This is a genomic window from Micromonospora sp. NPDC003944, from assembly GCF_053605225.1.
Genome location: NZ_JBSGIV010000051.1, coordinates 1 through 25,361, shown reverse-complemented (window position 1 = coordinate 25,361; position 25,361 = coordinate 1). Strand labels below are relative to the sequence as shown.

At 71.3% G+C, this 25,361-nt stretch carries 26 protein-coding genes; 11 read left to right on the top strand and 15 right to left on the bottom strand.

Features of this window, described 5'->3' with window-relative positions; genetic code table 11:
- Positions 1–29 precede the first annotated feature (29 nt).
- Positions 30–974: an acyltransferase domain-containing protein gene (locus ACWER9_RS23125; protein ID WP_452303814.1), complete on the top strand. Its 945-nt coding sequence runs from the start codon at positions 30–32 to the stop codon at positions 972–974.
- Here ACWER9_RS23125 and ACWER9_RS23120 read toward each other — a convergent pair.
- Entirely contained in the window at positions 971–1,348 is a 378-nt protein-coding gene (locus ACWER9_RS23120) for a nuclear transport factor 2 family protein (protein WP_452303813.1), read from the bottom strand. The genes ACWER9_RS23125 and ACWER9_RS23120 overlap by 4 nt on opposite strands.
- Before the next feature lie 81 nt (positions 1,349–1,429).
- Between ACWER9_RS23120 and ACWER9_RS23115 the strand changes: the two genes are divergently transcribed.
- A complete protein-coding gene (locus tag ACWER9_RS23115) occupies positions 1,430–2,197 on the top strand; it encodes a helix-turn-helix domain-containing protein (RefSeq protein WP_452303812.1) in 768 nt (255 codons plus the stop codon).
- 52 nt (positions 2,198–2,249) lie between these two features.
- Here the strand turns inward: ACWER9_RS23115 and ACWER9_RS23110 are convergent, their stop codons facing one another.
- Positions 2,250–5,084 (bottom strand): PQQ-dependent sugar dehydrogenase, encoded by a 2,835-nt coding sequence (locus tag ACWER9_RS23110; RefSeq protein ID WP_452303811.1) that lies wholly within the window; start codon positions 5,082–5,084, stop codon positions 2,250–2,252.
- An 88-nt stretch (positions 5,085–5,172) separates the two neighbouring features.
- Positions 5,173–6,312: a ThuA domain-containing protein gene (locus ACWER9_RS23105; protein WP_452303843.1), complete on the bottom strand. Its 1,140-nt coding sequence runs from the start codon at positions 6,310–6,312 to the stop codon at positions 5,173–5,175.
- A gap of 357 nt (positions 6,313–6,669) precedes the next feature.
- Here ACWER9_RS23105 and ACWER9_RS23100 point away from each other — a divergent pair, with 357 nt between their 5' ends.
- Entirely contained in the window at positions 6,670–7,017 is a 348-nt protein-coding gene (locus ACWER9_RS23100) for a hypothetical protein (protein ID WP_452303810.1), read from the top strand.
- A gap of 360 nt (positions 7,018–7,377) precedes the next feature.
- Here ACWER9_RS23100 and ACWER9_RS23095 read toward each other — a convergent pair whose 3' ends face one another.
- Together ACWER9_RS23095 and ACWER9_RS23090 are read right to left on the bottom strand one after the other, a co-directional pair.
- The gene (locus ACWER9_RS23095) at positions 7,378–8,196 is read right to left on the bottom strand and encodes a CPBP family intramembrane glutamic endopeptidase (RefSeq protein WP_452303809.1); all 819 of its coding nucleotides are present in this window, start codon (positions 8,194–8,196) and stop codon (positions 7,378–7,380) included.
- A gap of 37 nt (positions 8,197–8,233) precedes the next feature.
- Complete coding sequence (locus tag ACWER9_RS23090) at positions 8,234–8,977, bottom strand: SAM-dependent methyltransferase (RefSeq protein WP_452303808.1); 744 nt, start codon at positions 8,975–8,977, stop codon at positions 8,234–8,236.
- Positions 8,978–9,039: 62 nt separating this feature from the next.
- Here ACWER9_RS23090 and mug point away from each other — a divergent pair, with 62 nt between their 5' ends.
- Entirely contained in the window at positions 9,040–9,609 is a 570-nt protein-coding gene (mug, locus tag ACWER9_RS23085; protein WP_452303807.1) for a G/U mismatch-specific DNA glycosylase, read from the top strand.
- On the opposite strand, the gene ACWER9_RS23080 is transcribed toward mug, so the two are convergent.
- Together ACWER9_RS23080 and ACWER9_RS23075 are read right to left on the bottom strand one after the other, a co-directional pair.
- Positions 9,606–10,109, bottom strand: a complete 504-nt coding sequence (locus tag ACWER9_RS23080) for an SRPBCC family protein (protein ID WP_452303806.1) — start codon at positions 10,107–10,109, stop codon at positions 9,606–9,608. The two genes, mug and ACWER9_RS23080, sit on opposite strands and share 4 nt — an antisense overlap.
- On the bottom strand, positions 10,106–10,468 hold the full coding sequence (locus tag ACWER9_RS23075) for an ArsR/SmtB family transcription factor (RefSeq protein ID WP_452303805.1): 363 nt from the start codon (positions 10,466–10,468) through the stop codon (positions 10,106–10,108). Before ACWER9_RS23075 ends, ACWER9_RS23080 begins: the two co-directional genes overlap by 4 nt.
- Before the next feature lie 110 nt (positions 10,469–10,578).
- Between ACWER9_RS23075 and ACWER9_RS23070 the strand changes: the two genes are divergently transcribed.
- A complete protein-coding gene (locus ACWER9_RS23070; protein ID WP_452303804.1) occupies positions 10,579–11,679 on the top strand; it encodes a calcium:proton antiporter in 1,101 nt (366 codons plus the stop codon).
- A 56-nt stretch (positions 11,680–11,735) separates the two neighbouring features.
- On the opposite strand, the gene ACWER9_RS23065 is transcribed toward ACWER9_RS23070, so the two are convergent.
- Genes ACWER9_RS23065 through ACWER9_RS23055 form a run of 3 tightly spaced genes read right to left on the bottom strand, consistent with a single transcriptional unit; the run spans position 11,736 to position 12,857 of the window.
- Positions 11,736–12,098: a sigma factor gene (locus ACWER9_RS23065; protein ID WP_452303803.1), complete on the bottom strand. Its 363-nt coding sequence runs from the start codon at positions 12,096–12,098 to the stop codon at positions 11,736–11,738.
- Positions 12,099–12,102: 4 nt separating this feature from the next.
- Entirely contained in the window at positions 12,103–12,495 is a 393-nt protein-coding gene (locus ACWER9_RS23060; RefSeq protein ID WP_452303842.1) for a YciI family protein, read from the bottom strand.
- 5 nt (positions 12,496–12,500) lie between these two features.
- Positions 12,501–12,857, bottom strand: coding sequence for a hypothetical protein (locus tag ACWER9_RS23055; protein WP_452303802.1), 357 nt, complete (start codon positions 12,855–12,857; stop codon positions 12,501–12,503).
- 160 nt (positions 12,858–13,017) lie between these two features.
- Between ACWER9_RS23055 and ACWER9_RS23050 the strand changes: the two genes are divergently transcribed.
- Together ACWER9_RS23050 and ACWER9_RS23045 are read left to right on the top strand one after the other, a co-directional pair.
- Positions 13,018–13,761 carry a neutral zinc metallopeptidase gene (locus ACWER9_RS23050; protein ID WP_452303801.1) on the top strand — a complete coding sequence of 248 codons (744 nt, stop codon included), beginning with the start codon at positions 13,018–13,020 and terminating at the stop codon, positions 13,759–13,761.
- 121 nt (positions 13,762–13,882) lie between these two features.
- The gene (locus tag ACWER9_RS23045; RefSeq protein ID WP_452303841.1) at positions 13,883–14,533 is read left to right on the top strand and encodes an HAD family hydrolase; all 651 of its coding nucleotides are present in this window, start codon (positions 13,883–13,885) and stop codon (positions 14,531–14,533) included.
- A 55-nt stretch (positions 14,534–14,588) separates the two neighbouring features.
- On the opposite strand, the gene ACWER9_RS23040 is transcribed toward ACWER9_RS23045, so the two are convergent.
- From ACWER9_RS23040 to ACWER9_RS23025, 4 genes are all read right to left on the bottom strand, one after another.
- Positions 14,589–17,144, bottom strand: a complete 2,556-nt coding sequence (locus ACWER9_RS23040) for an ABC transporter permease (RefSeq protein ID WP_452303800.1) — start codon at positions 17,142–17,144, stop codon at positions 14,589–14,591.
- Positions 17,144–17,911: an ABC transporter ATP-binding protein gene (locus tag ACWER9_RS23035; RefSeq protein WP_452303799.1), complete on the bottom strand. Its 768-nt coding sequence runs from the start codon at positions 17,909–17,911 to the stop codon at positions 17,144–17,146. Before ACWER9_RS23035 ends, ACWER9_RS23040 begins: the two co-directional genes overlap by 1 nt.
- A gap of 357 nt (positions 17,912–18,268) precedes the next feature.
- Positions 18,269–18,955, bottom strand: coding sequence for a response regulator (locus ACWER9_RS23030; protein WP_452303798.1), 687 nt, complete (start codon positions 18,953–18,955; stop codon positions 18,269–18,271).
- 206 nt (positions 18,956–19,161) lie between these two features.
- Entirely contained in the window at positions 19,162–20,076 is a 915-nt protein-coding gene (locus tag ACWER9_RS23025; protein WP_452303797.1) for a RecB family exonuclease, read from the bottom strand.
- Positions 20,077–20,216: 140 nt separating this feature from the next.
- On the opposite strand from ACWER9_RS23025, the gene ACWER9_RS23020 reads away from it, so the two are divergent.
- The 3 genes from ACWER9_RS23020 to ACWER9_RS23010 are packed head-to-tail and all read left to right on the top strand — an operon-like array spanning position 20,217 to position 22,925.
- Complete coding sequence (locus tag ACWER9_RS23020) at positions 20,217–21,308, top strand: site-2 protease family protein (RefSeq protein ID WP_452303840.1); 1,092 nt, start codon at positions 20,217–20,219, stop codon at positions 21,306–21,308.
- Complete coding sequence (locus ACWER9_RS23015; RefSeq protein WP_452303796.1) at positions 21,305–22,306, top strand: tRNA (adenine-N1)-methyltransferase; 1,002 nt, start codon at positions 21,305–21,307, stop codon at positions 22,304–22,306. The genes ACWER9_RS23020 and ACWER9_RS23015 overlap by 4 nt, the downstream gene beginning before the upstream one ends.
- Before the next feature lie 46 nt (positions 22,307–22,352).
- Complete coding sequence (locus ACWER9_RS23010; RefSeq protein ID WP_452303795.1) at positions 22,353–22,925, top strand: hypothetical protein; 573 nt, start codon at positions 22,353–22,355, stop codon at positions 22,923–22,925.
- A gap of 49 nt (positions 22,926–22,974) precedes the next feature.
- Here ACWER9_RS23010 and ACWER9_RS23005 read toward each other — a convergent pair whose 3' ends face one another.
- A complete protein-coding gene (locus ACWER9_RS23005; RefSeq protein WP_452303839.1) occupies positions 22,975–23,268 on the bottom strand; it encodes a ferredoxin in 294 nt (97 codons plus the stop codon).
- A 178-nt stretch (positions 23,269–23,446) separates the two neighbouring features.
- On the opposite strand from ACWER9_RS23005, the gene arc reads away from it, so the two are divergent.
- Complete coding sequence (gene arc, locus ACWER9_RS23000) at positions 23,447–25,231, top strand: proteasome ATPase (protein WP_452303794.1); 1,785 nt, start codon at positions 23,447–23,449, stop codon at positions 25,229–25,231.
- Positions 25,232–25,361: the final 130 nt, after the last annotated feature.

Below are 25,361 nucleotides of genomic sequence, written 5' to 3'. Positions count from 1 at the left end.
GACGCCCGCCGGCCGGTATGGTCGTCGGCGTGGACCTGGACGACATCGCCGCCCGGCTCGGGGTGCCCGTCGAAGACGTCGACCGTGTGCACCGACTCGCCGGTGACGGGCCGTCAGCACCGTTACCGGCCAAGGCCGACGCGCCCGCTCTCCTCGACCGGCTCGCCGTGCCGCCGGAGGACGCCGCCGAGGTCATCGCGGGCTGGCCCGACCCCGACTCTCCGTTGTGGACCGAGGAGCTGCGCTGGCTCCTCGACCGCTCGATCGCCCTGGTCCGCGCCGACCTCGCGGGCTACGAGTGGATGTCGCCCGGCCCGGAGCTGCCCCGAGACCGGGGGCTCGCCTGGCGGCACCTCTACGTGTACGCGTACCTGGCCCTGGTCGACGTCGTGCGGGGCTACCACCGCGACCACGACGTCCCCGACGCGGTGTCCTGGGTGACCCTCGCTGACCTGGGCCGCAACCTCGCGATCGACCGGCGGATGCGCGGCGAGGGCTGGCCGATCATGCAGAGTTGGCTGACGCTGCACTCGCGCGGCAGCGTCTACGAGTTGGGCCGGCTGCAACACCAGCGCGGCGACGGCGCTATCGGTCTGCACGTCCCCGACTCGGGCCCGTTGACCCCGCAGGCGGTCGCGTCGTCCCTCGACGAGGCCCGCGCGTTCTTCGCCCGGCACTTCCCCGACGAGCGATACACCGCGTTCTCCTGCGCCTCGTGGCTGCTCGACCCGCAACTACGCGAGTACCTCCCCGAGGACTCCAACATCGTGCGGTTCCAACGCCGCTTCGAGCTGGAGCCCTACCAGGCGTCGGAGGGGCCGGACGCCGACATCGAGGTGCTGCGGTTCGGGTTCCGCACCCTGAGCACGCCCCTCGACGAGCTGCCGCGCCGCACCGTGCTCCAGCGCGCGATCATCGACCACCTGCGCGCCGGCGGCCACTGGCACTGGCGGCACGGCCGCTTCCCGATCTAGTCACGCTTCCACCACGCCCCGTTGGCGGGCGCGTGGGCCGCCGGTTCGATGACCTCCCACGCCTCGGCGATCAACCCGTCGGCGATCCGCAGGACGTCGACGACCACGATCTCCACGTCGGGTAGCCGGCGTCGCGAGTGCACCACGACGTGGTCGCCGTCGGCCAGCAGGTGCAGGATGTCGACTTTCATGCCGGCGGTCGGGCCCAGCGCGGCGCGGACCGCGGCGAGCCACTGCGCCCTGGTCGAGGTCGTCGAGTCCGACCGGTGATGGGTGAAGTCCTCGCTCAGGTACGAGGCGAGCGTGTCGACGTCGCCGGTGTCGACGAGCCCCGCCAACGCCCGTCCGACGATGCTCTTGTTCTCGGTGGTCATGGGCGGGAGTGTTTCCCCGGTCCCGGGTGGTTGTCGATGACATCGCACTTCATGGCGTCCCGGGCGAGGCTGAGTATGGTCATGATCGTGTATGCGGTCGGGGAACTCCTACGGGGGTGGCGCAAGCGCCGAGGGCTCAGCCAACTCGACCTGGCGATCGCCGCGGACGTCTCGGCTCGGCACGTCAGCCTGGTCGAGACCGGCAAGTCCACGCCGAGCGCCGACATGATCCTCCGGCTCGCCGACCAGCTCCACGTGCCGCTGCGCGACCGCAACCAGCTGTTGCTCGCCGCCGGCTTCGCGCCCCGGTACGCGCAGCGCCCGCTCGACGACAGCGCCCTCACGAGTGCCCTCGACGCGGTCCGCAGGGTGCTGCGGGCACACGAGCCGTACCCGGCGCTGGTCTTCGACCGCCGGTGGAACATCGTCATGACCAACCGCGCGGTCGACCCGTTCTTCGCGTACGTGGCCCCCGACCTGTTGCGGCCCCCGGTGAACCTGGTCCGGCTCGGCCTGGACCCGCGCGGGCTCGCGTCCCTGGTCGTCAACCTGGCGGACGTGCGGGCGGTGTTTCGCAGCCGGATCTCACGCCAACTCGCCGCCGCGCCGGACGCGACGCTCGCCGCGCTCTACGAGGAGCTGCTCGGCCCGCAGCCGGAGGAGCCGACGGGCGAACGGGTCGACGCCGACGTGGTGCTCCCGATGATCCTCCGGGTGGGCGACCGGGAGCTGCGGCTCTTCTCGACAATCACCACGTTCGGCACCCCGACTGACATCACCATCGAGGAGATCGCGGTCGAGTCCTACTACCCCGCGGACGCGGAGAGCGCCGCCTACTTCACACGGTAGGGCCCGGCCTGGTCGGTCACCAGGCCGGGCCCTACCGTGCACACACCCCCGGTCAGCCGGTGGTCAGGATGAACCTCTCCCAGGCCCCGACCGACGTGCGGTTGGCGATCAGAGATCCGGCCCCGGCGTTCTCGGCGCACACGATCTGGTTGTTGACCGTGGCCCGCAGGCTCACCGTCCCATCGGAGTTGGTGATGAGCTGGAACCTCTCCCACGATCCGATCGCCGCGGCGTTGGCGACCAGCGCTGCGGCGCCCGCGTTCGTGGCCGAGACGTACAGCCCGTTGGCGCGCGACCGCAGGGCGATGGTGCCGTTGCCGCCGTCGACCTGGTCGAACTGCTCCGTCGTGCCACCGACGCTGGCCTTGTTGGCGATCAACGCGGTGGTGCCGACCGCCGACACGTACTGGTTGTTGACCTGCGCCCGCAGCGTGCTCACCGGCGTGGTGTTACCGGTGCCGGTGGTGAAGGTGAACGCGTCGACGTCGAACAGGTAGCCGGACCCGCCCTTGAAGACCAGGTACAGCGTCGTCGACGCGCTCGGCGGGTTGCTGATCGTGGCGGACGCCTCGACGAACGTCTCCCAGTTGCCGGTCACCGGCACCGTGACGGTGCCCAGCAGGGAACCGGTGGCCGAACCGGCCCGCACCTCGATGGTGCCGCCCGCGCCGGCCGACGACGCCCGCACGGTGATGCGGTTGGCGTTGGCGAGGTTGTACGGCTGGTACGAGATCCAGTCGTTGTTCTCGATGAAGCCGGCCGTGCGGCCACCCTCGGCGTTGGTGTGGTCGGTGGCCTGCACGCCCGACGTGGCGCCGAAGTGCTCACCCTGGCGGTGCTTCGGTTGCAGCGTCTTGATGCTGTGCGTGGTCAGCCCGCCGTTGTCGGTGTAGGCGGCGTCGAAGACCCCGTAGATGTTCGCCGCCGAGTCGTGCTCGCCGTCGGTCGGCAGGGTGATCGAGCCGCTGCACCCGTTCTTCGAGGTGATCTGGTGGGCGTGACTGTCGTGACCCAGCGCGTAGGTCAGGCTCACCCTGGAACAGTCGATCGTGCCGTCCTGCGGGTCGCTCACGCTGATCTGGTACGACACCGTGTCACCGAAGCTGAACAACTGCCCGTCGGCGGGCGAGGTGAGCGTCACCGTCGGGGCCGTGTTGCCGACGGTGATGACCAGGCTCGCCGTGCCGGTCAACCCGTTCGGGTCGGTGACCCTCAACGTGGGGGAGTACGTGCCGTTCGTGGTGTACGTCTTGGTCGGGTTCGCCGCCGTCGACGTGGTGCCGTCACCGAACGTCCACAGGTAGCTCAGCGCCCCACCCTCGGGGTCCGAGCTGCCGGCCGACGAGAAGTTGACGGTCAACGGGTTGGCCCCCGACGTCGGGTTCGCCGAGGCGACCGCGATCGGGTTGCGGTTTCCGCCGCCGATGTACTCGATCCGGAACAACGCCTGGTTGTTCGAGCCGGTGCCGTAGTCCAGCACGTACAACGCGCCGTCCGGTCCGAAGGCCATGTCCATGACCTGGGTGCCGGACCACGGGAAGTTGGAGATCTCCCCGCGGGAGCCGTCGGAGTTGACCGCGATGGCCTTGATCCAGCGGCGGCCGTACTCACCGGCGAAGAACTGGCCGTTGAGCGACTGCGGGAACTTGATGCTGGAGTTCAGCGAAGCGTCGTACCGGTAGACCGGCCCGCCCATCGGCGACTCCGAGCCGCTGCCGAACTCCGACGGTGAACCGGAGTCGCCGGCGTACTTGATCCACGCCGACCTCGCCGCGGGCAGCGTGCCGAGCCCGGTGTTGCGGAACGAGTTGTTGGTCGGCCCGCCCGTGCAGTTGTACTTGGACTGCGACGGCCCGGACGGGAAGGTGTATTCGTTGTATGTTTCCGTGCTGGTGTTGGTGCCGGTGCAGTACGGCCAGCCGTAGTTGCCGGCCGACGCGATGCGGTTGAACTCGACCTGACCTTGGGGACCCCGGCTGGAGTTCGTGCTGCCGGCGTCCGGGCCGTAGTCGCCGAGGTACACGACGCCGGTGGCCTTGTCGACGCTCATCCGGAACGGGTTGCGAAGACCCATCGCGTAGATCTCCGGCCGGGTGTTGGCCGTGCCGGGAGCGAACAGGTTGCCCGACGGGATGGTGTACGTACCGTCGGCCTGCGGCTTGATCCGCAGCAGCTTGCCCCGCAGGTCGTTGGTGTTGCCCGCCGTGCGCTGGGCGTCGAACTGCGGGTTGCGGTTGGTCCGCTCGTCGATCGGCGCGTAGCCGGACGACTCGAACGGGTTGGTGTCGTCGCCGGTGGTCAGGTACAGGTTGCCGGCGGCGTCGAAGTCCAGGTCGCCGCCGACGTGGCAGCACTGCCCACGGTCGTTGGCGACCTGGAGCACGATCTTCTCGCTGCCCAGGTTGAGCGTGTCGTCGGAGTTGAGGGTGAACCGGGACAGCCGCAGGTGCCCCTTCCACCGGTCCCAGTCCGACTGCGAGCCGGTGGTCGGCGCGTCCCCGGACGGGGTGCTCAACGTGGGCGAGTAGTACAGGTAGATCCACCTGTTGGAGGCGAAGCCGGGGTCGACGGCGACGCCCTGCAACCCCTCCTCGTCGTGGGTGTAGACCGACAGGGTGCCGGAGGTCTTGGTATTGCCGGCCACGTCGGTCACCCGCAGCACGCCGTTGCGGGCGGTGTGCAGCACCGAGCGGTTCGGGAGGACGGCCAGGGACATGGCCTCACCCAGCTCGGCCGAGCCGGTGGCCAGTTTGACCTGCTGATAGTCGGAGGCGGGGATCACCGCGGCCTGCGCGGTGGACGGTGCAGCCACAGCGAGGGCCGCGCTTGCGACGGTGAGAACCGCCGCGAAGAGCGCCCGGGGCCAGCGCCGGGGATACGAGAGCATGATCGTCCTTTCTCGACGACCGGGGGTGCGGGCGCGCGGGGGCGCACCACGACCAGATGGGGGTGGTGAAGAGCGGGCGGGGAGCAGGTCAGCTGGTGGTGACCAGGTCGAACTTCTCCCACTGGCCGATGGAGGTCCGGTTGGCGATCAACGGGGAGGCGCCCGCGTTGTCCGCGGAGACGTACCGGTTGTTCACCGTGGCCCGCAGGCTCACCGTGCCGTCGGAGTTGCGCACCAGCTGGAACGTCTCCCAGGCGCCGGCGCTGCCCCGGTTGGCGATCAGCGCGGCGGCCCCGGCGTTCTCGGCCGCGACGTACTGCGAGTTGCTCTTGGCCCGCAGCGCCACGTTGCCGTTGGCCAGGTTGACCAGGTCGAACCGCTCGCTCGTGTTCACCGAGGTCTTGTTGGCGATCAGCGCGGTGGTCGAGTTGGGTGCGCTGACGTACTGGTTGTTGGCGCGGGCCCGCAGGGTGGAGCCGCTGACGGTGGGCGGCGGGGTGGTCGTGCGCGGCGAGCAGTCGGCGGTCACGGAGCCCGCGGCGACCTGGAGGCCGCCGAGCAGCATCCGGGTGAAGTTCGGGTCGGTGTACGACGCCTCGGTGTGCCCGAGGCCGGTGTACCAGGCCCGACCGCCGCCGTACGCCTTGCACCAGGTGATCGGGTGGTCGCCGCTCATGTTGCCGCCGCTGTAGGACGACTCGTCGAGGTTGGCCAGGACCCGAGCGGTGGACCGGGGGTTGGTCCGGTAGTTGTACCACTCGTCGGAGCGGACCCAGGTGGCCCCGAGGTGCGCCGTCGACGGGTTGGTGTTGTCCTCGATCCGCACGGTCGCGGTCTGGATCGCCGGGTGCGAGTCGAAGTACGCGCCGACCAGCTGGCCGTACCAGGGCCAGCTGTACTCGGTGTCGGCGGCGGCGTGCACGCCGACGTAGCCGCCACCAGCGGCGATGTACGACTCGAAGGCCGTCTGCTGGCTGGAGTTGAGGACGTCGCCGGTCGTCGACAGGAAGACCACCGCCTGGTACTGGGCCAGGTTGGAGGTGGTGAACTGGCCGGCGTCCTCGGTCGAGGTCACGGTGAAGCCGTTGGCCGCGCCGAGCTGCTGGATCGCGGCGATGCCGTTGGGGATCGACGAGTGGCGGAAGCCGGCGGTCTTGCTGAACACCAGGACCTTGGTCAGTGGCGCCGCGGCGGCGGGGGTCGGCAGGGTCACCAGGCTGGCCAGCATGACTGCCAGTCCGGTGACGAGTGCCAACAGGCGGGGACGGGAACGCATGGATCTGCTCCTCTGCTGAGCGTCGACCTCAGGGCGTGCACGTGGGCAGGCCAGGGGCCACGGTGGCGGTGCGGGAGCCGGGCCGCCGATGCTCGGCTGAGGTGCTCGGGGGTGGTGGGGGATGGAGGGTGGTGCGGTGGACCAATCGTTGACCTCGGACAACCACTGTGGACGGTCAGAATTCATCGATTGGTATCGCTGACGCAGTAAACCTCCGATGTATGCGCCCCGTCAAGCCCACCCGCTCCCGCCCGGGTGCGCCCGCCCGCGGCCCAGGTCGCGGTGGAGGTGGGCCGTATGGTCGGTGGCATGAGCACCGACGAAGATCGGAAACGCCTCGCCGAGCACCTCACGGCGCTGCCGGTCCGCGAACTCGTCGACGTCCTGCGCCGTGCCCTACCCCACTTCACCGAGGAGTCGTACGGCACGCGAACGGCGCTGACCCTGGCCAGCGTCACCCGCTACGCCGACGACGTCGAGCCGGGCCTCGCCGTCGAACTGGTCGCCTGGCCGGATCGCGACTTCTACGACGGAGGACTCGGGATAGACCAGGGCCTGTGGGAGAACGGCCACTGCGTGCCGTGCGACATCGAGGTCGTCTCGAACGCCAAGCGTGCGTACTGCCCGTACTGCGGATCCGCGTGCACCCTGACCTGACCGACGACCGGACGTCGTACGGCCGGCCCCGGTCGCCCAGGCGGGCCCGCGGGTGCCCCTGCGGTCGTGCGGGCCCCTTAACCGTCGGATGATTGCCTGCCTCACGCCGTGCCCCACCCGGCGCGCCGATCTTGCACTTACGGTTGTCGGATTGAGCAGGATGCCCCAGATGCCGCAACAGAAAGTGCAAGATCGACGCATCTGGTCGCGGGCCGGAAGGGCTTGAGCCGTCGATCATGGAGTTATGGTGCCTGCTTTGGGTTCTCGCGAGTGCTTTGTCCCCCACCACAACTCCATGATCGACGGGGCGGGGCGGGGCGGGGCGGGGCGCGCGGGGGCGGGCGCGCGGGGCGGGGGGCTTCAGCCGCTCGGGGGCGCTGGCTCCGGCGCGAGGGTGTTCCAGTTCAGGTGGTCGCGGTAGCGGTGTCGCAGGACGAGCCAGCTGACCGAGAACGGGATGGCTCCCATGGCCACCACTGCCAGCACGTCCGCGCCGACCACGTCGAAGACCGCCCCGACGTCGCCGAACAGCTGAGCGACCGTCTGGAAGGCGACGTGCAGGCCGATGCCGGCCCAGACGTCGCCGGTGGCGGCGCGGAAGGCGCCCAGCAGCAGCGCGAAGACGAGGAACAGCGCCAGTCGGTCGACGGACCTGGCCGCCCCGATGAGGAACCCGAACACGGTGAACAGCACCGCCTGCCCGACGACCGCCTGCCAGGCGGTCAGCCGGGCGGCGAGGTGGTGTTGCAGGTACCCGCGGAAGACCAGCTCCTCCGGCAGCGCCTCCTTCAGGAAGACCAGCACCACCAGCAGGGCCGCCACGCGTAGCACGTCCCCGACGGACGTCCGGACGCTGATCTCGACCCAGCCAAGCCCGAGGCAGAGCAGGAACCCCACCGCCGCGGGGGCGAGCCAGCAGGCCATCCCGAACAGCAGGTGCCGCCAGCCGGCGCGCAGCGACGGCAACCCGAGCCCGGCCCAGGGCCGTCGGTCCAGGACACGACGGGCGACGACCACCAGGGGTACGACGACAGCGGTGGTGAGGACCGCCCCGACCGCGTGGGTGGTCCGGTCGTAGTCACGACCGAGCAGGGGGCCCAGGAGCAGCCACACCAGCACGGCGCCGCCGGCCACGACGAGGAGCCGCCACGGCAGGGCGAGACGGGGTCCGGCGCTCACCCCGCGCAGCGTAGCCAGCGGGGTCAACGGCGGACCGTCAGCGGCCCAGGACGAGGTAGCCGAGGCCGAGGACGCCCCGGTAACCGCCGACGTACTGGCGCGACCGGTCGTCGAGTTCCGCCCGGACGTCTGCCGCGCGGGGATCCTCCGGGTACGCCAGCAGCCACTCCTGCCGGCCGGCGAGCCAGGTGGACTCGAAGTCGTCCCACTCCCGCTGGTCGGCGGTGCTCAGGTGCAGCAAACGCCAGCCCCGCTCGCGGGCGGCCTCGAGGAGCCCGGGGAGGGTCTCGACCTGCGGGCCGAAGATCTCGGCGACCTCTGCCGTGGGCGTCCGTTCCCAGTACGCGTCGCCGAACAGCAGCCGTCCACCGGGCCGGACCACGGCGGCGAGGGCGTCGAGGGCGCCCGCGGTGCCGCCGAAGGCGTGTGCCGACCCGATGCAGAGGACCCGGTCGGCCGGCTCCTGCCAGGCGGCGGCTTCCCCCAGCACGAAGGCGACGTGCCGGTCCAGCGACCGACCCGCGGCCAGCCGCCGCCCTCGGGCGAGCGCGGCCTCGTCGGTGTCGACACCGACGCCACGCGTCGCGACCGGGCCGGACACACCGCCGGCGGCGACCGCGCGCAGCAGCAGCTCCCCCCAGCCCCAGCCGAGGTCGAGCACGCGCGCGCCGGGCCGGACGTCGAGCCGTTGCAGCAGCAACGCGGCGTGCTCCGGGGAGAGCGGAGTGTTCCAGCGCATCCGGGCGTGACGGCTGGCGGCGAGGACGTCGGTCGACTGCATCGGTTCAGGGTGTCAAGCCGTGCGCCGGTCCCGGCACCCGGGCGTACGGCAGGATCGGTGGGGTGGACGCGGAGCGTGCGGGGCCGTCCCGGCGGCCGACCCCGCAGGAGGTGGCGGCGGCGGCCGGTCGGGGTCTGCCGGACATCATCGCCCCCGGGTTGCGCGTGCTCTTCTGCGGCTACAACCCGGGCCTCTACTCGGCCGCCGTGGGGGAGCCGTTCGCCCGGCGGGGCAGCCGGTTCTGGCCGGCCCTGCACGGGGCCGGCTTCACCGACCGTCAGCTGCACTCGTGGGAACGCGACGAGCTGCTGCGGCAGGGCCTGGGCATCACCAGCCTGAGCAACCGGGCCACCGCCCGCGCCGCCGAGCTGACCGCGCAGGAGTTGGTGGCCGGCGTGACCGGGTTGGCGCTGAAGGCCGAGCGCTATCGACCGCGTTGGGTGGCGGTGCTCGGGGTAAGCGCGTACCGGATCGCCTTCGCCCGACCGACGGCCGGCCTGGGCCCGCGACCGGACCGGCTGGGCCCGGCCCGGGTCTGGGTGTTGCCGAACCCCAGCGGCCTGAACGCGCACTTCCCGCTGCCGGCGTTGACCGCCGAGTTCGCCAAGCTGCGGCGGGAGTTGGACACCTAGCCGGCCGCCGCGGCCAGCTCCTGGTAGTAGGGCTGCATGGCCGGGTGGTAGTCGTCGAACTCCGGGCGCGGCGAGCCGTCGCGGGAGGCGACGAGCAGGTCCAGGTAGTACTCCCAACCGGCGCCCACCTCGGCGATGCCCTCAACGCTGCTCAGGTGCTGCACGAACCGCAGCTCGGTGGTGCCGTCGGTCTCGGTGAGCGACAGCTCCAGCAGCCAGCTGCCGAAGTCGTCGACCATCGACACGGCGAGGCGCTGGTCCGGTTCGCAGGCGTCGATGCGTACCTCGCACCAGGGCTGCTGCTCCTCGTACGCCATCTGGACCCGGATGGTCCGTCCGGGGCCGGCGTCGCCCTCCCACGGGCCGAACCAGCGGGCCGTACGCTCCGGCTCGGTCAGGCTGGCCCAGACGTCCGCGGCGGGGGCGCGGAAGGTCCGGGTGAGGACGAGATCGTGGCCGGTGGCGGTGCGGAACAGGCGTCCGGCAGGCGTACGGGTCATGCGGTGTGCTCCCTTCGGTGCTCCGCCGGGCCGCGGCTGCGGCGCTCTCGGCGGGTGCGGTAGACCTCGGTCTCCAACGCGTCGAGGTGCGGGCCCCACCTGTCGACAGTGGTGAGGGCGGTGAGCCAGTCGATCAGCGGGCCGAGGGGGCCCGGGTCGAGCCGGTAGACCCGCTGTCGGCCGACCAGCTCGGCACGGACCAGCCCGCTGTCGCGCAGCACCCGCAGGTGGCGGCTGATGGCGGGCCGGCTGATCGTGAACCGCTTGGCGATGTCGCCGGCGCTGAGGGGCTCGGCGCGCAACATGGTCAGGATGTGCCGCCGCACCGGGTCGGCGATCGCGACGGCCACGTCATCCACCCGAGAAGCGTAACCTACAGGTTACGGATCTGCCCGTCGTGGACCTCCGAGAGCGCAGATCGGTGCGTCGATGCTGGGCACATGATCACCTGACCTGGCACTCTGTACGGATGGCCGCCCTGCTTCGCTCCCGCCTGACCGACTGGACCTTCGTCGTACCCGTGCTCGCCGTTCTGGTGTTGATCGTCACCTGGGGGCGGAACCTGCCCGGCCCGGTCATCGTGGTCGTCGCGGTGCTGCTCGGGGGTGCCGTGCTCGCGGCCGTGCACCACGCGGAGGTGGTCGCCCACCGGGTGGGGGAGCCGTACGGGTCGTTGGTGCTCGCCGTCGCGGTCACCGTGATCGAGGTCGCCCTCATCGTCACGCTCATGATCAGCGGGCCGGAGAAGACCCAGTCGCTCGCCCGGGACACCGTCTTCGCCGCCGTCATGATCACGTGTAACGGGATACTCGGCCTGTCGCTGCTGCTCGGGGCGATACGCCGTCGCGTCGCGGTGTTCAACCCGGAGGGCACCGGTGGGGCACTGGCCACCGTGATCACCCTGGCCACCCTGAGTCTGGTCATCCCGACCTTCACCACGGCCCGGCCCGGCCCGGAGTTCAGCCCGGCCCAGCTCGCCTTCGCCGCCGTCGCCTCGCTGGCGCTCTACGGGCTGTTCGTGCTCGTGCAGACAGGCCGGCACCGCGACTACTTCCTGCCGGTCGACAGCCGGGGTCAGGTGATCGACGCGGAGGAGCACGCCAAGCCGCCGACCACCCGCGCCGCGCTGATGAGTCTGGGGCTGCTGCTGGTGGCGCTCGTCGCGGTGGTCGGCGACGCCAAGACCGTCTCCCCGACCATCGAGGCCGGCGTCGCCGCGGCGAACCTGCCGCACGCGTTCGTCGGCGTGATCATCGCGCTGCTGGTGCTGCTGCCGGAGACCCTGGCCGCCGCCCGCGCCGCGCGCCGCGACCGCGTGCAGATCAGCCTGAACCTCGCGCTCGGCTCGGCGATGGCAAGCATCGGCCTGACCATCCCAGCCATCGCGATCGCCTCGATCTGGCTCGACGGCCCGCTGCTGCTCGGCCTCGGCGGCACCCAGCTCGCCCTGCTCGCGCTCACCGCCGTCACCGCCGTCCTCACCGTGGTGCCCGGCCGGGCCAACGTGTTGCAGGGCGGCGTGCACCTGGTGCTGATGGCCGCCTTCGTCTTCCTGGCCGCCAGCCCGTGACCCGCCCGGCCTGCTGACCCGCCCGGCCCGCCGGCTGACCCGCCCGGCCCGCCGGCTCAACCGGCGGGCGGCGGGTCGCCCGCGAGACGCTCCGCGCGGGCGTTCAGGTAACGCTGCTGCGCAAGGTTCATCGAGCGCGCCGCCGCGATCCGGTACGCCTCCCGCGCCGCCACCCGCTCACCCTCCAGCTCCCACAGGTGGGCGCGGGCAGCCGGCAGTCGAGGGTCGTCGGCGAGGCGGGGGTCGTCGGCCAGGGTGGCGAGCAGCGCCAACCCGGCTCGTGTGCCCCGGCTCAGCCGACGGGACGCCACGGTGATCAGCCAGCCGCGCGGATTCTCCGGTACGCCGGCGCGCGGCCATCCGTCCGCAGCGGCGATCAGCGCCTCCTGCACCGCGTCCTCGGCGGGAGTCTCCGGCACCGGCTCAGCCGGCCAGGTCCTCGATACCGTCGAGCACCGGCCGCACGTCCACGTACCCGCCCGGGGCGTCGGGGTCGACCAGTCCGGCGGCGATCTCGGTGGCCCGGTCGAAGCTGGCGCACGCCACGATGGTGTAACCGGCGAGGACCTCCTGCGTCTCCGGGTACGGGCCGTCGGTGACCACGGGCGCGCCCTCGCGCACCTGCACCCGGCGGGCGTGCACCGGCTCGCTCAGGCCCCGGGCGTCGACGAGTTCCCCGGACTCGGCGAGCGCCTGGTGGAAGGTCTCCATGTGCTCGTGCATCGCCGCGATCTGCTCGGCCGACATCGCCGGCCGGTCGGAAGCCCGCCCGGACAGCACGTCGTAGTCCTGCTGCGACCCATAGAGCAGAATCATGTACTTCACGTGCCCACCTCTTCCTTCTGCTGCCGGGAACGCCACCCCGGCGTCCCCACCAGAAACGTCGAACCCAACCCCCACCCTCCGGACACCCCACCCGAACTGTCGATCATGAAGGTGTTGCCCCGACACGCCGGGTGCGGTGACAACAACTCCATGATCGTCGGGGCGGAGGGGTGGTGGGTGGGGGTTAGGTTGGCGGTATGGCCGTGGTGTGGGTGGTGGGTGGGGTTTTCGTTGTCGTCGCCGGTGCTGCTTGGGCGGCCGTGGTCCGGCGGGGGCGGGTGGATCTCGGGGACGACCCGGCGGCTGGTCGGGATGCGCGGAGTCGGCAGCACCGGTACGAGGCCGAGCGGCACGGCGACCAGGGTGACGCCTGGCAGCGCGGTCAGGATTCCGGCGGCTGAGCGACCGGTCGGCGTGAACCGTCCGGCCCCACCCTGCGTGAAACCGGTGACAGGCGTGGTGGTCGTATCGTCGGGGTACTACCAGCGCGGGCACGATGTCTGGGGAGGCACAGTGGGCGCACGGTTCGGACGCGGCGCGCGGGGCCTGCTCGCGGGACTTGTGGTCGCCGCCCTGGTCTCCCTCGCCTGCGCCGGCGGCGGGTTGGCCGAGCCGGAGCCCGAGCGCCCCGGGGCGAAGCCGTCGGCCGCCGAGCCGGGGCCGAGCACCACCCGGGCCGACAGCACCACGAGCGTCGCCGAGTTCGAGCAGGACGTCGCGGACGCGCAGGCGGTCGCCGAGCGGTACTGGGCGGCCCAGTTCAAGGAGTCCGGGCAGCGGTTCCGACCGATCCGGCGGATCATCCCGTACCAGCGTGACGGCGAGGTGTCCTGCGGCGGCCAGCGGTTGCCCCGCAACAACGCCGTCTACTGCTCCCAGGGCGACTTCATCGCGTACGACGTCGCCTGGTCGGTGGCGGCGTTCCGTCAGGTCGGCGACGCGTTCGTCTTCTACCTGCTCGGGCACGAGTACGCGCACGCCATCCAGGTGCGGCTCGGCATCAACTACAGCTTCACCATCCAGCAGGAGTTGCAGGCCGACTGCATGGCCGGGGCGTACCTCGGTGACTCGGTGCGCTCGGGCGCGCTGACCCTCGCCGAGGGCGACCTGGACGAGTTCCGGGAGGGGGTGGCGGCGGTCGGCGACGACCCGGACCAGCCCTGGTTCGCCGAAGGGGCGCACGGCACCGCCGAGCAGCGCACCGACATGTTCTTCCGGGGTTACGAGGGTTCCCTGAAGGAGTGCGACCTGGGCTGAGCGGGGTTGCCCGGATCACCCTGCCGCCCGTTGCCGGCACCGGCGACGGGCGGTGCTGGCAGGATCGCCGGTGTCGGTCACGACCCTGGAGGTTCCGCTGAGCAGCCATCACCCCGCCGCCGTGCTCTTCGACATGGACGGCACGTTGGTCGACAGCGAGAAGCTGTGGGACGTCGCGTTGCAGGAACTCGCGAAGGAGTACGGCGGGGAACTCTCCGTCGACGCCCGCCAGGCGATCATCGGTACCGCCATGGCCGAGTCGATGCGCATCCTGCACGACGACCTGGGGCAACCCGAACGGGATCCGGAGCTGAGCGCGGCGTGGATCAACGCCCGCATCCTGGAGCTGTTCCGTAGTGGTCTGCCCTGGCGGCCGGGAGCGTTCGACCTGTTGCGCGCGGTCCGTGCGGCGGGAATCCCCACCGCACTTGTCACCTCCAGCCCACGGGCGCTCGTCGAGATCGCCCTGGACACCCTGGGCCGGGACACCTTCGACACGGTGGTCGCCGGTGACGAGGTGGTGGCGGCCAAGCCGCACCCCGAGCCCTACCTCACCGCGGCCCGGCTGCTGGGTGTGCCGATCGAGCGCTGCGTGGCGATCGAGGACTCGCCGACCGGGGTGGCCAGTGCGGTGGCCTCGGGCGCGGCGGTGCTGGCCGTACCGGCGGAGGTGGCGTTGCCGAGCACTGTCGCCGTACGCCAGGTGGAGAGCCTGACCGGCGTGGACCTGGAACTGCTCGCGGCGCTGCTGACCGACCGGGCCGCGGCCTGACGGACGCGACAGGGGCCCCCGGTGACACCGGGGGCCCCTGTCGCGCGTCGCGGCGTCAGTCGTGGGCGATGGCGCCCAGGACGTTGATCCGGGCCGCCCGGATGGCCGGGAGCACCGCTGCCACCACACCGATGATCGCGGCGAGACCGAGGAAGACACCCATCTGGCCCCAGGGCAGGATCAGGTCGGTGATGCCCTCGTCCTTGAGCGCCTCGACCACCGCGGCACCGAGGCCGGTGCCGACCGCCACGCCCAGCAACGCGCCGAACACGGAGATCACCACCGCCTCCACGGTGATCATGGCCATGGTCTGCGACCGGCGTAGGCCGATCGCCCGTAGCAGCCCCAACTCGCGGGTCCGTTCCAGGATCGACAGCGCCAGGGTGTTGATGATGCCCAGCACGGCGATGACGATGGCCAGCGCCAACAGGATCTGGATCATCGTGAGCAGCCCGTCGAGCTGACCGGTCTGCTGCTTGATGAACGCGTCCCGGTCGGCCACCGACACCTCGGGGCTGTCCGCCAGAAGCGTCTCCACCCGCGGCTGCACGTCGCCCACCCGCGCACCCGGGGCCAACTGGATGAAGCCCTGGAAGGGCTGCGGGATCGCGAAGTCCTTCGCCGCCGTCACCGGCAGCATCACCGGGTTCAACAGCTGCCCGGACTCGTAGATGCCGCTGATCGTGTACGTCCGCGTCTCGCCCCGGGTCAACTGCACGTCCACCGTCGAGCCCACCGACCAGCCGCGCGAGTCGGCGGTGTCCGAACTGGCCAGCATCTGGGTCGGCCCGAGTCGGTCGATGTCACCGGCGACGGGCTTGGCACTGAAGATCTGCCGCAGCGACGCGATGTCGCTGCTCGCCCCGACCCAGGTGCGCTCGCCGTCGATCTGGGCCATGTCGCCGTACTCGCCGTCGACAAGCCGCACACCGGGCAGGGTCTTCGCCTGGTCCAGCACCGACGGGTCGAAACTCGGCGGGCGCGGCCCGCCCTGCGCCCCGGCGATCACCAGCTCGGCCTTGACGGTGTCCTGGGCCAGGGCGCTGATGCTGCCCTTGGCCGAGTCGAGGATCACCGTGACGCCGGTGACGAGCGCGATGCCGACCATCAGCGCGGCCGCGGTGATCGCGGTCCGGCGCGGGTTGCGCCCCGAGTTGAGCCGGCCCAGCTTGCCCGGCAGCGACCAGGAGAAGATTCCGCCGAGCAGACCCACCACCGGCCGGCTGATCAGCGGGGTCAGCAGCGCCACGCCGATGAACGCGAACAGCACCCCACCGAGGATGGTGGGCAGCGTCTGACCACGGGCGTTACCACTGAGCCCGAGGAACAGCAGCACCGCGCCGATGCCGGTGACAAGCGACCCGGCCACCGTGACCTTGGTCAACGGCCGGTCCGGGGTGGCCACGTCCTGCATCGCGGCGATCGGTGGGATCCGCGACGCCCGCAGCGCCGGCAACAGCGCTGCCACCACCGTGATGACCAGCCCGACAGCGAACGACCCGATCACCGCCGCCGCCGGCACGCCGATCCCGGCGAGGGTGAGCCCACCGGCCAGACTGCCGAACAGGTACGCCAGCAACGCGCCCACCCCGATGCCGGCCGCCAGGCCGAGCACCGAGGCGATCAACCCGACCACGATGGCCTCCAACACCACCGACCCGATGATCTGCCGGCCGCTGGCCCCGATGGCGCGCATGAGCGCCAACTCGCGGGTGCGCTGGGCCACGATGATCGAGAAGGTGTTGAGGATCAGGAAGGTGCCCACCAGCAGGGCCACCGCGGCGAAACCGAGCAGGATCTTGTTGAAGAACGACAGGCCCTCCTTGAGGCCGGCCGAGGCGTCCGCGGCGACCTGCTCGCCCGTCTTCACCTCGAAGTCGGCGCCCAGGGTGCGGGCCACGTCGTCGCGCAGCTTCTCGTTGGAGACCCCGTCGGCGGCGGTCACGGTGATGCTGCTGTACACGTCCGGCTCGCCGAGCATCAACCGCTGCGCCACCGGCGTGGTGAAGAAGACCTCGTTGACGCCGCCGATCGAGTCCCGGTCACCGCTGTAGCCGAAGACACCGACGAGCGTGAACTCCCGCTTCTTCGACTCGAACGCGGTCAGCACGCCGACCTTCTGGCCGACCTGCACCTTCGCGGCCGTGGCCAACGCCTTGTTGATGACGATCTCGTCCTCGGCCTGCGGCGCGCGCCCCTCCCGCAGTCGCAGCAGCTCGCTCTCGCCGATCCAGTTCTCGCCCAGCTGCGGCGGGCCGAACGACGTGACCACCTTGCCGTTGCTGCCGATCACCCGAGCACCGTCGGCGTTGACCACACCCGTCGCCGAGGCCGCCCCCGGCACCTGCTTCACCCGGTCCACCACGGCGGCCGGCAACGGTGCGGCGGTCTGCTCGCCCTCGAACTCGTCGACCTGCACCTTCGGCTTCGCCGCGACGTTCACGTCGATCTCGGAGAAACCGTCGGCGAAGACCGAGTCGAAGGAGCGCCCCAGCGTGTCGGTGAGCACGAACGCGCCGGAGACGAACATCACCCCGAGGACCACCGCCAGGCCGGACAGGATCAGCCGGACCTTACGGGCCAGCAGACTCTTCAGTGTCGCGCGGAACATCAGTTGCCCACCTCGGCCGACGTGTCCAGCTTCTTCATGGTGTCCAGCACCGTCTCGGCGGTCGGCTCGATCAGCTCCGAGACGATCTGCCCGTCGGCGAGGAAGACCACCCGGTCGGCGTACGCGGCGGCCGTCGGGTCGTGGGTGACCATCACGATGGTCTGGCCGTGCTCCCGCACCGAGTTGCGCAGGAAGTTGAGCACCTCCGCGCCGGAGCGCGAGTCCAGGTTGCCGGTCGGCTCGTCCGCGAAGATCACCTCGGGGCGGGAGACCAGCGCCCGGGCGCACGCCACCCGCTGCTGCTGCCCACCGGAGAGCTGCGCCGGCCGGTGGTCCAGCCGGTCCTGCAGACCCACCGTCTGGATCACCGTGTCGTACCAGGCCGGGTCCGGCTTGCGCCCGGCGATCGACAGCGGCAGCAGGATGTTCTCCTTGGCGGTGAGCGTCGGCAGCAGGTTGAACTGCTGGAAGATGAAGCCCACCTTGTCGCGCCGTAGCTTCGTCAGCCCCGCGTCGCCGAGCCCGGTGACAGTCGTCTCACCGATCGCCACCGTCCCACGGGTCACCGAGTCCAGGCCAGCCAGGCAGTGCATCAACGTCGACTTCCCGGAACCCGACGGGCCCATGATCGCGGTGAACTGGCCACGTTCGAACTCGGCGCTGACCCCCCGCAGGGCGATGACCTGAGCCTCGCCGCTGCCGTACACCTTCCACACGTCGTTCGCCCGGGCCGCGGCCTGCGCCTGCTGGCCTACCGTCGCGGTCACGTCATCTACCTCTTCCGTCTGTCCGAAAATGCACGCCGCCCCCCGATGGTCCGGCGCGACCGTTCAATCATCGGTGCTGCACCCGTCCGCCCCGTCCAACCCTGGGGGGACCCGGTGCGGATTTCCCGCTGCGGGTGCACCCCCATGTCGCATCAGGGTTGCCCCTGAGTCGACGGCCCGTCGACCGATTTCCCCCACTCGGAGGCGGGCGACAACACCGACGCTTGCACCTGACGCCACAGGAGGGTCAACCGAACCGGGCCATCTCCGGTCACGGTAGGTGACGATGGCAACGGCAGCCGTCCCCCCACGGAGGGATCTTCGAGTACGCCGGGTGAGGTACCCGGGTCGGCGCGGCTACGCCCGGGGGCGGACCAGCCCCGACTCGTACGCCAGCACCACCGCCTGCACCCGGTCGCGCAGCCGCAGCTTGGTGAGCACGTGCCCGACGTGGGTCTTGATGGTGGTCTCGCTCACCGACAGCACCGCCGCGATCTCCGCGTTCGACAGCCCCCGGGCGACCTGCACGAGCACCTCGCGCTCCCGGTCGGTGAGCGCGGAGAGCGCCGCCGACGGGGTCGCCGCCGGGTCGGGCAGCAGCTCGGCGAAGCGGTCCAGCAGCCGCCGCAGGATCCGGGGAGTCACCACCGCGTCCCCGCCAGCGACCGTGCGGATCGCCGCGATCAGGTCCTCGGCCGGCACGTCCTTGGCCAGGAACCCGCTGGCGCCGGCCCGCAACGCGCCCACCACGTACTCGTCCAGGTCGAAGGTGGTGAGCACCAGCACCCGTACCGGCAGCCGGGCGTCGACGATGGCCCGGGTCGCCGCCACCCCGTCCATCCGGGGCATCCGGATGTCCATCAGCACGACGTCGGGCAGCAGCCGGCGGGACAACTCCACCGCCTCCACGCCGTCACCGGCCTCCGCCACCACGTCCAGGTCACTCTCGGCGCCAAGCACCATCCGGAACCCGGTCCGCAGCAGCGGCTGGTCGTCGGCGAGCAGGATCCGCACCGGCCGCGCCGAGGGCACCCGATCGCTCATGTCGTCTCCCGTCCCGCCGACGTCGTGGCGCGCACCGGTCATCCTCGCGCACCGGAGCCGGTGCGTCGCGGATCACCGTAGAGGCCGGCCCGCCGCCCTGTCCCGACCGCGACGGCGCCGCTGCGGTCGGGTCCAGGGTCGCCGGCCGACGGCGTACGCGTGCCGGAGCGGGCGGCGCCACCCCCGGGTCGACGCTCAGCGGAACGTCACTCGTCGGCGCCCGGCGCCACCGGGGTTGACCGGGAGTCGCGCAACGGGTCGGCGGTCGCCGCGGCGACCGGGAACGGCGGCGGAGTGCCGCCGAAGCTGGGGCACAGCGCCTGGTGGCTGCACCAGTCGCAGAGCCGGCTCGGTCGGGGCCGGAAATCCTGCCGGGCGGTGGCCTGCTCGATCGCCCGCCACAGCGCCACCACGGTGCGCTCGAAGCGGACCAGCTCGTCGGCGTCGGGTGTGTAGTCCAACACCTCGGCGTCGCGCAGGTAGAGCAGCCGCAGCACCCGGGGCACCACCCCCCGGGTGCGCCACAGCACCAGGGCGTAGAACTTCAGTTGGAACAGCGCCCGCGCCTCGAACGCCTCCCGCGGAGCGCCGCCGGTCTTGTAGTCGACCACCCGCAGCGCGCCGTCCGGAGCGACGTCGAGGCGGTCGAGGTAGCCCCGGATCAGCAACTCGTCGTCGACGACCGCGGAGATCAGGCTCTCGCGTTCGGCCGGCTCCAGCCGGGTCGGGTCCTCCACCGCGAAGTAGCCCTGCAACAGCCCGGCGGCCGAGCGGAGGAACTCCACCGGGCCCGCCGGCTCGGCGCCGTCGAAGATCCCGGTCAGCTCCGGCTGCTCGGTGACCAACCGGTCCCACTGCGGGGCCACCAGGTCGCCGGCCGCCTCCGGCGTGCGATTGGTGGCCGGCAGGTCGAACAGGCGCTCCAGCACCGCGTGCACGAGCGTGCCCCGCGCCTGCTCGATGGTGGTGCGCTCGGGCAGCCGGTCGATGCTGCGGAACCGGTAGAGCAACGGACAGGTCTTGAAATCCGCCGCGCGGGACGGGGACAGCGAGGCCCGCACCGTCGGTGGCGCCTGCGCCGCGGGGGAGGGTTGGGGGGTGGTGACCGGTTCCGCCGTCATGTGGGCAAAGGTTAGGGCACCGGTGTGACACCGCCCGCCGCCCGCCCCGCACAGCGACGGTCCGTAGCATCGTGGCGATGGAGCAGACAACCCGGCCGCCGCGCCGACCAGACCGACGCCTCGGCCTGAACGTCGGCCGGGTGTTCGGGGTGCCGCTGCACCTCAACGGCTCCATGGTCCTGCTCGCGGTGCTCATCGCGGTGCTGTACGGCGAGTTCGCCCGCCGGCAACTGGGCCTGCCGCAGCTCAGCGGCTATCTGATCGGCTTCGGGTTCGTCGTGTCGCTGCTCGGCTCGGTGCTGCTGCACGAGCTGGGCCACGCCCTCACCGCCCGGCGCTACGGCATCGGTGTGCGCGGGATCACCCTGGAACTGCTCGGCGGCTACACCGAGATGGACCGGGACGCCCCGTCGCCCCGCGTCGACCTGCTGGTCTCGCTTGCCGGCCCGGCGGTCTCCGCGGTGCTCGGCGTCCTGGCGGTCGCCGCCACGCTCGCCCTGCCCGAGGGGACCGTGGCCCACCAACTCGCCTTCCAGCTCGCGGTCAGCAACGTCATCGTGGCGCTGTTCAACAGCCTGCCCGGGCTGCCGCTGGACGGCGGCCGAGCGCTGCGCGCCGCCGTGTGGGGGCTGACCCGCGACCGGCACCTCGGCACCGAGGTCGCCGGGTGGGCCGGCCGGGCCGTCGCCGTCGGCACCGCCGCCCTGGTCCTGCTCCTCACCGTCGAGCGGCGGCTGGCGCCGCTGGCGCTGCCGCTGATGCTGCTGGTCGCCGTCACCCTCTGGCGGGGCGCCGGGCAGTCGATCCGGGCCGCCCGGGTCAGCCGCCGGTTCCCGCTGATCGACCTCGCCCGGCTGGCCCGTCCGGCCTGGCCGGTGCCGACCGGCACGCCCCTGGCCGAGGCCCAGCGCCGACGCGCCGAGAGCGGGCCGCCGGGCGCCGCGCTGCTGGTCACCGACTCCACGGGTCGACCGGTGGCGCTCGTCGACCCGGCCGCCGCCGACGCGGTGCCCGTCGAGCGCCGCCCGTGGCTGGCGGTGGACGCCGTTGCCCGGTCCCTGGCCACACTTCCCTCGTTGCCCCTCGGGTGGGACGGCGAGCGGGTGATGGAGGCCGTACAGACCCACCCGGGCGCGCAGTACGTGGTGACGTCAGGCGAAGATGTCGTCGGCATTCTGCACATCGCGGACCTGGCACAGCTCCTCGAACCCAACCGGAAGATGACACCGTGACCGCAACTCCCTCCACCGTCGCCGCCGACCCCGCCACGCCGGCGCTGACACCCGTGCACCGGGGGCCGTTCCGGCCCGGCGACCGGGTCCAGCTGACCGACCCCAAGGGGCGGATGCACACCGTGACGCTGGAGCCCGGCAAGGAGTTCCACACCCACCGCGGCATCCTGGCCCACGACGCGCTGATCGGGCTCCCCGACGGCAGCGTGGTGACCACCTCCGGTGGCGGCACCGCGTTCCTGGCCCTGCGGCCACTCCTGTCGGACTACGTGCTGTCCATGCCGCGCGGCGCCCAGGTGATCTACCCGAAGGACTCGGCGCAGATCGTCGCGATGGGCGACATCTTCCCCGGCGCGAAGGTCCTCGAGGCCGGCGCCGGCTCCGGCGCGCTGAGCTGCTCTCTGCTGCGCGCCGTCGGCACCGAGGGTGAGCTGCACTCGTTCGAGCTGCGCGACGACTTCGCCCAGATCGCCAAACGCAACGTCGAGGCGTTCTTCAACGGGCCGCACCCCTCGTGGAACCTGCACGTCGGCGACGTCGCGCAGTGCCAGGAGACCGGCTTCGACCGGATCATCCTGGACATGCTGACCCCCTGGGAGACCCTCGACATGGTCGAGCGGGCGCTGGTGCCCGGCGGGGTGTTCATCGGCTACGTCGCTACCACGCCGCAGCTCTCCGAGCTGGTGGAGGCGCTGCGCGAGCGCGGTGGTTGGACCGAGCCGCGGGCCTGGGAGTCCCTGGTGCGCGACTGGCACGCCGAGGGCCTCGCCGTCCGCCCCGACCACCGGATGATCGCGCACACCGCCTTCCTGGTGTCCGCCCGCAAGCTGGCCCCGGGCGTCACCGCGCCACCGCGCCGCCGCAAGCCCAGCAAGGGCACCGAGGCGTACGCGCAGCGCCGCCAGGACCTGCGCGAGGCGGAGGCGGCCCGACAGGCCGCGACCGCCCAGGCGGCAGCCGCCCAGCCCAACGGTACGGGGGAGATGGACAGGCCGTGACGAAGGAGCTGGGTGTCGGCACCGCCGAGCAGGGGGAGACGCTGGCATGAGCCGACCGGGCTACGGCGGTGGAGACCTCCCTGCGGTCTTTCCCGACTGGTCGCCCTACCAGGACCTGGAGTCGGCGGCGCGGGCCTACCTGCGTGACCCGGACGTAGCCCTGGAGGCGCTCGGCGGGGTGCTGCGCGGCGCGTCGGTGCTCGGCTTCACCCTGGAACGCTTCGTCAACGAGGTCAACGGGGTGTGGCAGGAAGTCGTCGTCTGCGACGGCAGCCGGCTGATCCTGTGGCACGGCGAGGACGTACCGCCCGAAGAGGGCCCGCCCGGCTCGATGACCTCGTCGCTGCGGGTGGTGCCGGTCTCCACCGTCACCGAGGTGGGCTGCCGGCGACGGCTCAACCGCACCGAGAGCGGCGAGATCCGGGTCGACAGCATCGACGTCTACCTGCTGCTCACCTCGTTGGACGAGGCGCCACCGAGCGAGGAGATGGCCGGCACCCCCCGGCACGACGCGCTGCGCTTCGGCAAGACCCTCGACGACGGCGGGGCCGGGCAGATCGCCCGGTTGGAGGAGTTCGCGCGGCTTGTCGCCTCGGTGGTCGGCCGTCCGATGCTCTGAGACGCACCCGGTCCTCGGCCCGGCCGGGCTACGTGGCCCGGCCGGTGGGTCAGTCGTCCTCGGCGTCCGGGCCGGCGACCTCGACGCCGTCGCCGCGCACCACGTGGATGCAGTCGCCCGGGCACTCCTTCGCGGAGTCGATCACCTCGAGTCGCAGGTGCGCGGGAACGTCGACCCGGCTGCCCGGCGCCATCCGCAGCTCACCGTCGGCGCCCTTGACGTAGGCCAGGCCGTCGATGTCGAACTCGAAAACCTCCGGCGCGTACTGCACACAGAGCCCGTCGCCGGTGCAGAGATCCTGGTCGACCCAGACCTGCAACTCGTCGGTCGCGACCTCGGCCACCTGTGCACCCCCCATGTTCTCGCGTCCCACGCTGCGACGGTACCCGAACGCCAGTAACGGCCCGTCAGGCCACCCTTGGCGATCAAGGTTCGGTGACGAGGGTGTTGCGTGGGACCGAATCGGCCTCATAGCGGCTAGTGTTAGGGCAGAACGTTCAAGCCCCCCGGGGAGGTGGGACGTGGCAGCACGTAGCGACGACGCGGACTCGCGCGCCGCACGGTGGGAGAAGGAAGCCCACGATCTCTCCACGCAGGTCGCGTTCCTGCAAGAGGAACTCGCCCTGGTGCGGCGCAAGTTGACCGAAAGCCCCCGACACGTCCGGCAGCTCGAAGAGCGGCTGGCGGCCACCCAGGCACAGTTGGCGCGGCTGACCGAGAACAACGACCGGCTGGTGAGCACCCTCAAGGAGGCTCGCACGCAGATCGTGACGCTCAAGGAGGAGATCGACCGGCTCGCGCAACCGCCGAGTGGGTACGGCGTCTTCCTGGCCAAGCACGACGACGGCTCGGTGGACGTCTTCACCGGCGGCCGCAAACTACGGGTCGCGGTCTCACCCTCGCTCGACGTGGGTGACCTGCGCCGTGGCCAGGAGGTCCTGCTCAACGACGCGCTCAACATCGTCGACGCGTTCGGGTACGAGCGGGTCGGCGAGGTGGTGATGCTCAAGGAGATCCTGGAGGGACCCAACGGCGCTGCGGGCGACCGGGCGCTTGTGGTCTCCCACTCCGACGAGGAGCGCATCGTGCACCTCGCGGAGACGCTCATCGGCTCGGCGATCCGGGCCGGCGACTCGCTCATGATCGAGCCCCGCTCGGCGTACGCGTACGAGCGGATCCCGAAGAGCGAGGTCGAGGAGCTGGTCCTGGAGGAGGTGCCCGACGTCGACTACGGCGACATCGGTGGCCTCCAGTCGCAGATCGAGCAGATCCGCGACGCGGTGGAGCTGCCGTTCCTGCACGCGGACCTGTTCCGTGAGCACCAACTCCGCCCACCCAAGGGCATCCTGCTCTACGGCCCGCCCGGCTGCGGCAAGACGCTCATCGCCAAGGCGGTGGCCAACTCGCTGGCCAAGAAGATCGCCGAGCGGCAGGGCAAGGAGAAGCACACCAGCTTCTTCCTCAACATCAAGGGTCCCGAGCTGCTCAACAAGTACGTCGGTGAGACCGAGCGGCACATCCGGCTGATCTTCCAGCGTGCCCGGGAGAAGGCCGGCGAGGGCACCCCGGTGATCGTGTTCTTCGACGAGATGGACTCGATCTTCCGGACCCGCGGCTCCGGTGTCTCCTCCGACGTGGAGAACACCATCGTCCCGCAGCTGCTCAGCGAGATCGACGGCGTGGAGGGGCTGGAGAACGTCATCGTCATCGGCGCCTCCAACCGGGAAGACATGATCGACCCGGCGATCCTGCGCCCCGGCCGTCTCGACGTGAAGATCAAGATCGAGCGACCGGACGCCGAAGCGGCCAAGGACATCTTCTCCAAGTACATCCTCTCCGGGCTGCCCCTGCACCCCGACGACCTGGCCGAACACGGCACCGACGCCCAGGCCACCGTCGCGGCGATGATCGACGCCGTGGTGCTGCGGATGTACTCGGAAACCGAGGAGAACCGATTCCTCGAGGTCACCTACGCCAACGGTGACAAGGAAGTCCTCTACTTCAAGGACTTCAACTCCGGCGCGATGATCCAGAACATCGTCGACCGGAGCAAGAAGATGGCCATCAAGGAGTTCCTCACCTCGGGTCGCAAGGGGCTGCGCCTGCAGCACCTGCTCGACGCCTGCGTCGACGAGTTCCGCGAGAACGAAGACCTCCCCAACACCACCAACCCCGACGACTGGGCGCGCATCTCCGGCAAGAAGGGCGAGCGGATCGTCTACATCCGCACGCTCGTCTCCGGGGGCAAGGGCGCCGAGGCCGGGCGGTCCATCGAGACCGCAAGCAACACCGGCCAGTACCTCTGACCCCAGCAGCGAGGGTGTCCGCCAACCGTGTCGCGCTCACGCTCTCCGGGCGGACGGTGACCGTGCCGCCGGGCAGCGAGGTGGGCGGCCCGTCCGACGAACCCGGGCAGCACCGGGGGCAGCTGGCGGG

Excerpts from the sequence above, each read along its gene's own strand:
- ACWER9_RS23120 (WP_452303813.1), bottom strand. The coding sequence starts at position 1,348 with ATGACCACCGAGAACAAGAGCATCGTCGGACGGGCGTTGGCGGGGCTC.
- ACWER9_RS23115 (WP_452303812.1), top strand. The coding sequence starts at position 1,430 with ATGATCGTGTATGCGGTCGGGGAACTCCTACGGGGGTGGCGCAAGCGC.
- ACWER9_RS23110 (WP_452303811.1), bottom strand. The coding sequence starts at position 5,084 with ATGCTCTCGTATCCCCGGCGCTGGCCCCGGGCGCTCTTCGCGGCGGTT.
- ACWER9_RS23105 (WP_452303843.1), bottom strand. The coding sequence starts at position 6,312 with ATGCTGGCCAGCCTGGTGACCCTGCCGACCCCCGCCGCCGCGGCGCCA.
- ACWER9_RS23100 (WP_452303810.1), top strand. The coding sequence starts at position 6,670 with ATGAGCACCGACGAAGATCGGAAACGCCTCGCCGAGCACCTCACGGCG.
- ACWER9_RS23090 (WP_452303808.1), bottom strand. The coding sequence starts at position 8,977 with ATGCAGTCGACCGACGTCCTCGCCGCCAGCCGTCACGCCCGGATGCGC.
- ACWER9_RS23080 (WP_452303806.1), bottom strand. The coding sequence starts at position 10,109 with ATGACCCGTACGCCTGCCGGACGCCTGTTCCGCACCGCCACCGGCCAC.
- ACWER9_RS23070 (WP_452303804.1), top strand. The coding sequence starts at position 10,579 with ATGGCCGCCCTGCTTCGCTCCCGCCTGACCGACTGGACCTTCGTCGTA.
- ACWER9_RS23060 (WP_452303842.1), bottom strand. The coding sequence starts at position 12,495 with ATGATTCTGCTCTATGGGTCGCAGCAGGACTACGACGTGCTGTCCGGG.
- ACWER9_RS23040 (WP_452303800.1), bottom strand. The coding sequence starts at position 17,144 with ATGTTCCGCGCGACACTGAAGAGTCTGCTGGCCCGTAAGGTCCGGCTG.
- ACWER9_RS23030 (WP_452303798.1), bottom strand. The coding sequence starts at position 18,955 with ATGAGCGATCGGGTGCCCTCGGCGCGGCCGGTGCGGATCCTGCTCGCC.
- ACWER9_RS23025 (WP_452303797.1), bottom strand. The coding sequence starts at position 20,076 with ATGACGGCGGAACCGGTCACCACCCCCCAACCCTCCCCCGCGGCGCAG.
- ACWER9_RS23010 (WP_452303795.1), top strand. The coding sequence starts at position 22,353 with ATGAGCCGACCGGGCTACGGCGGTGGAGACCTCCCTGCGGTCTTTCCC.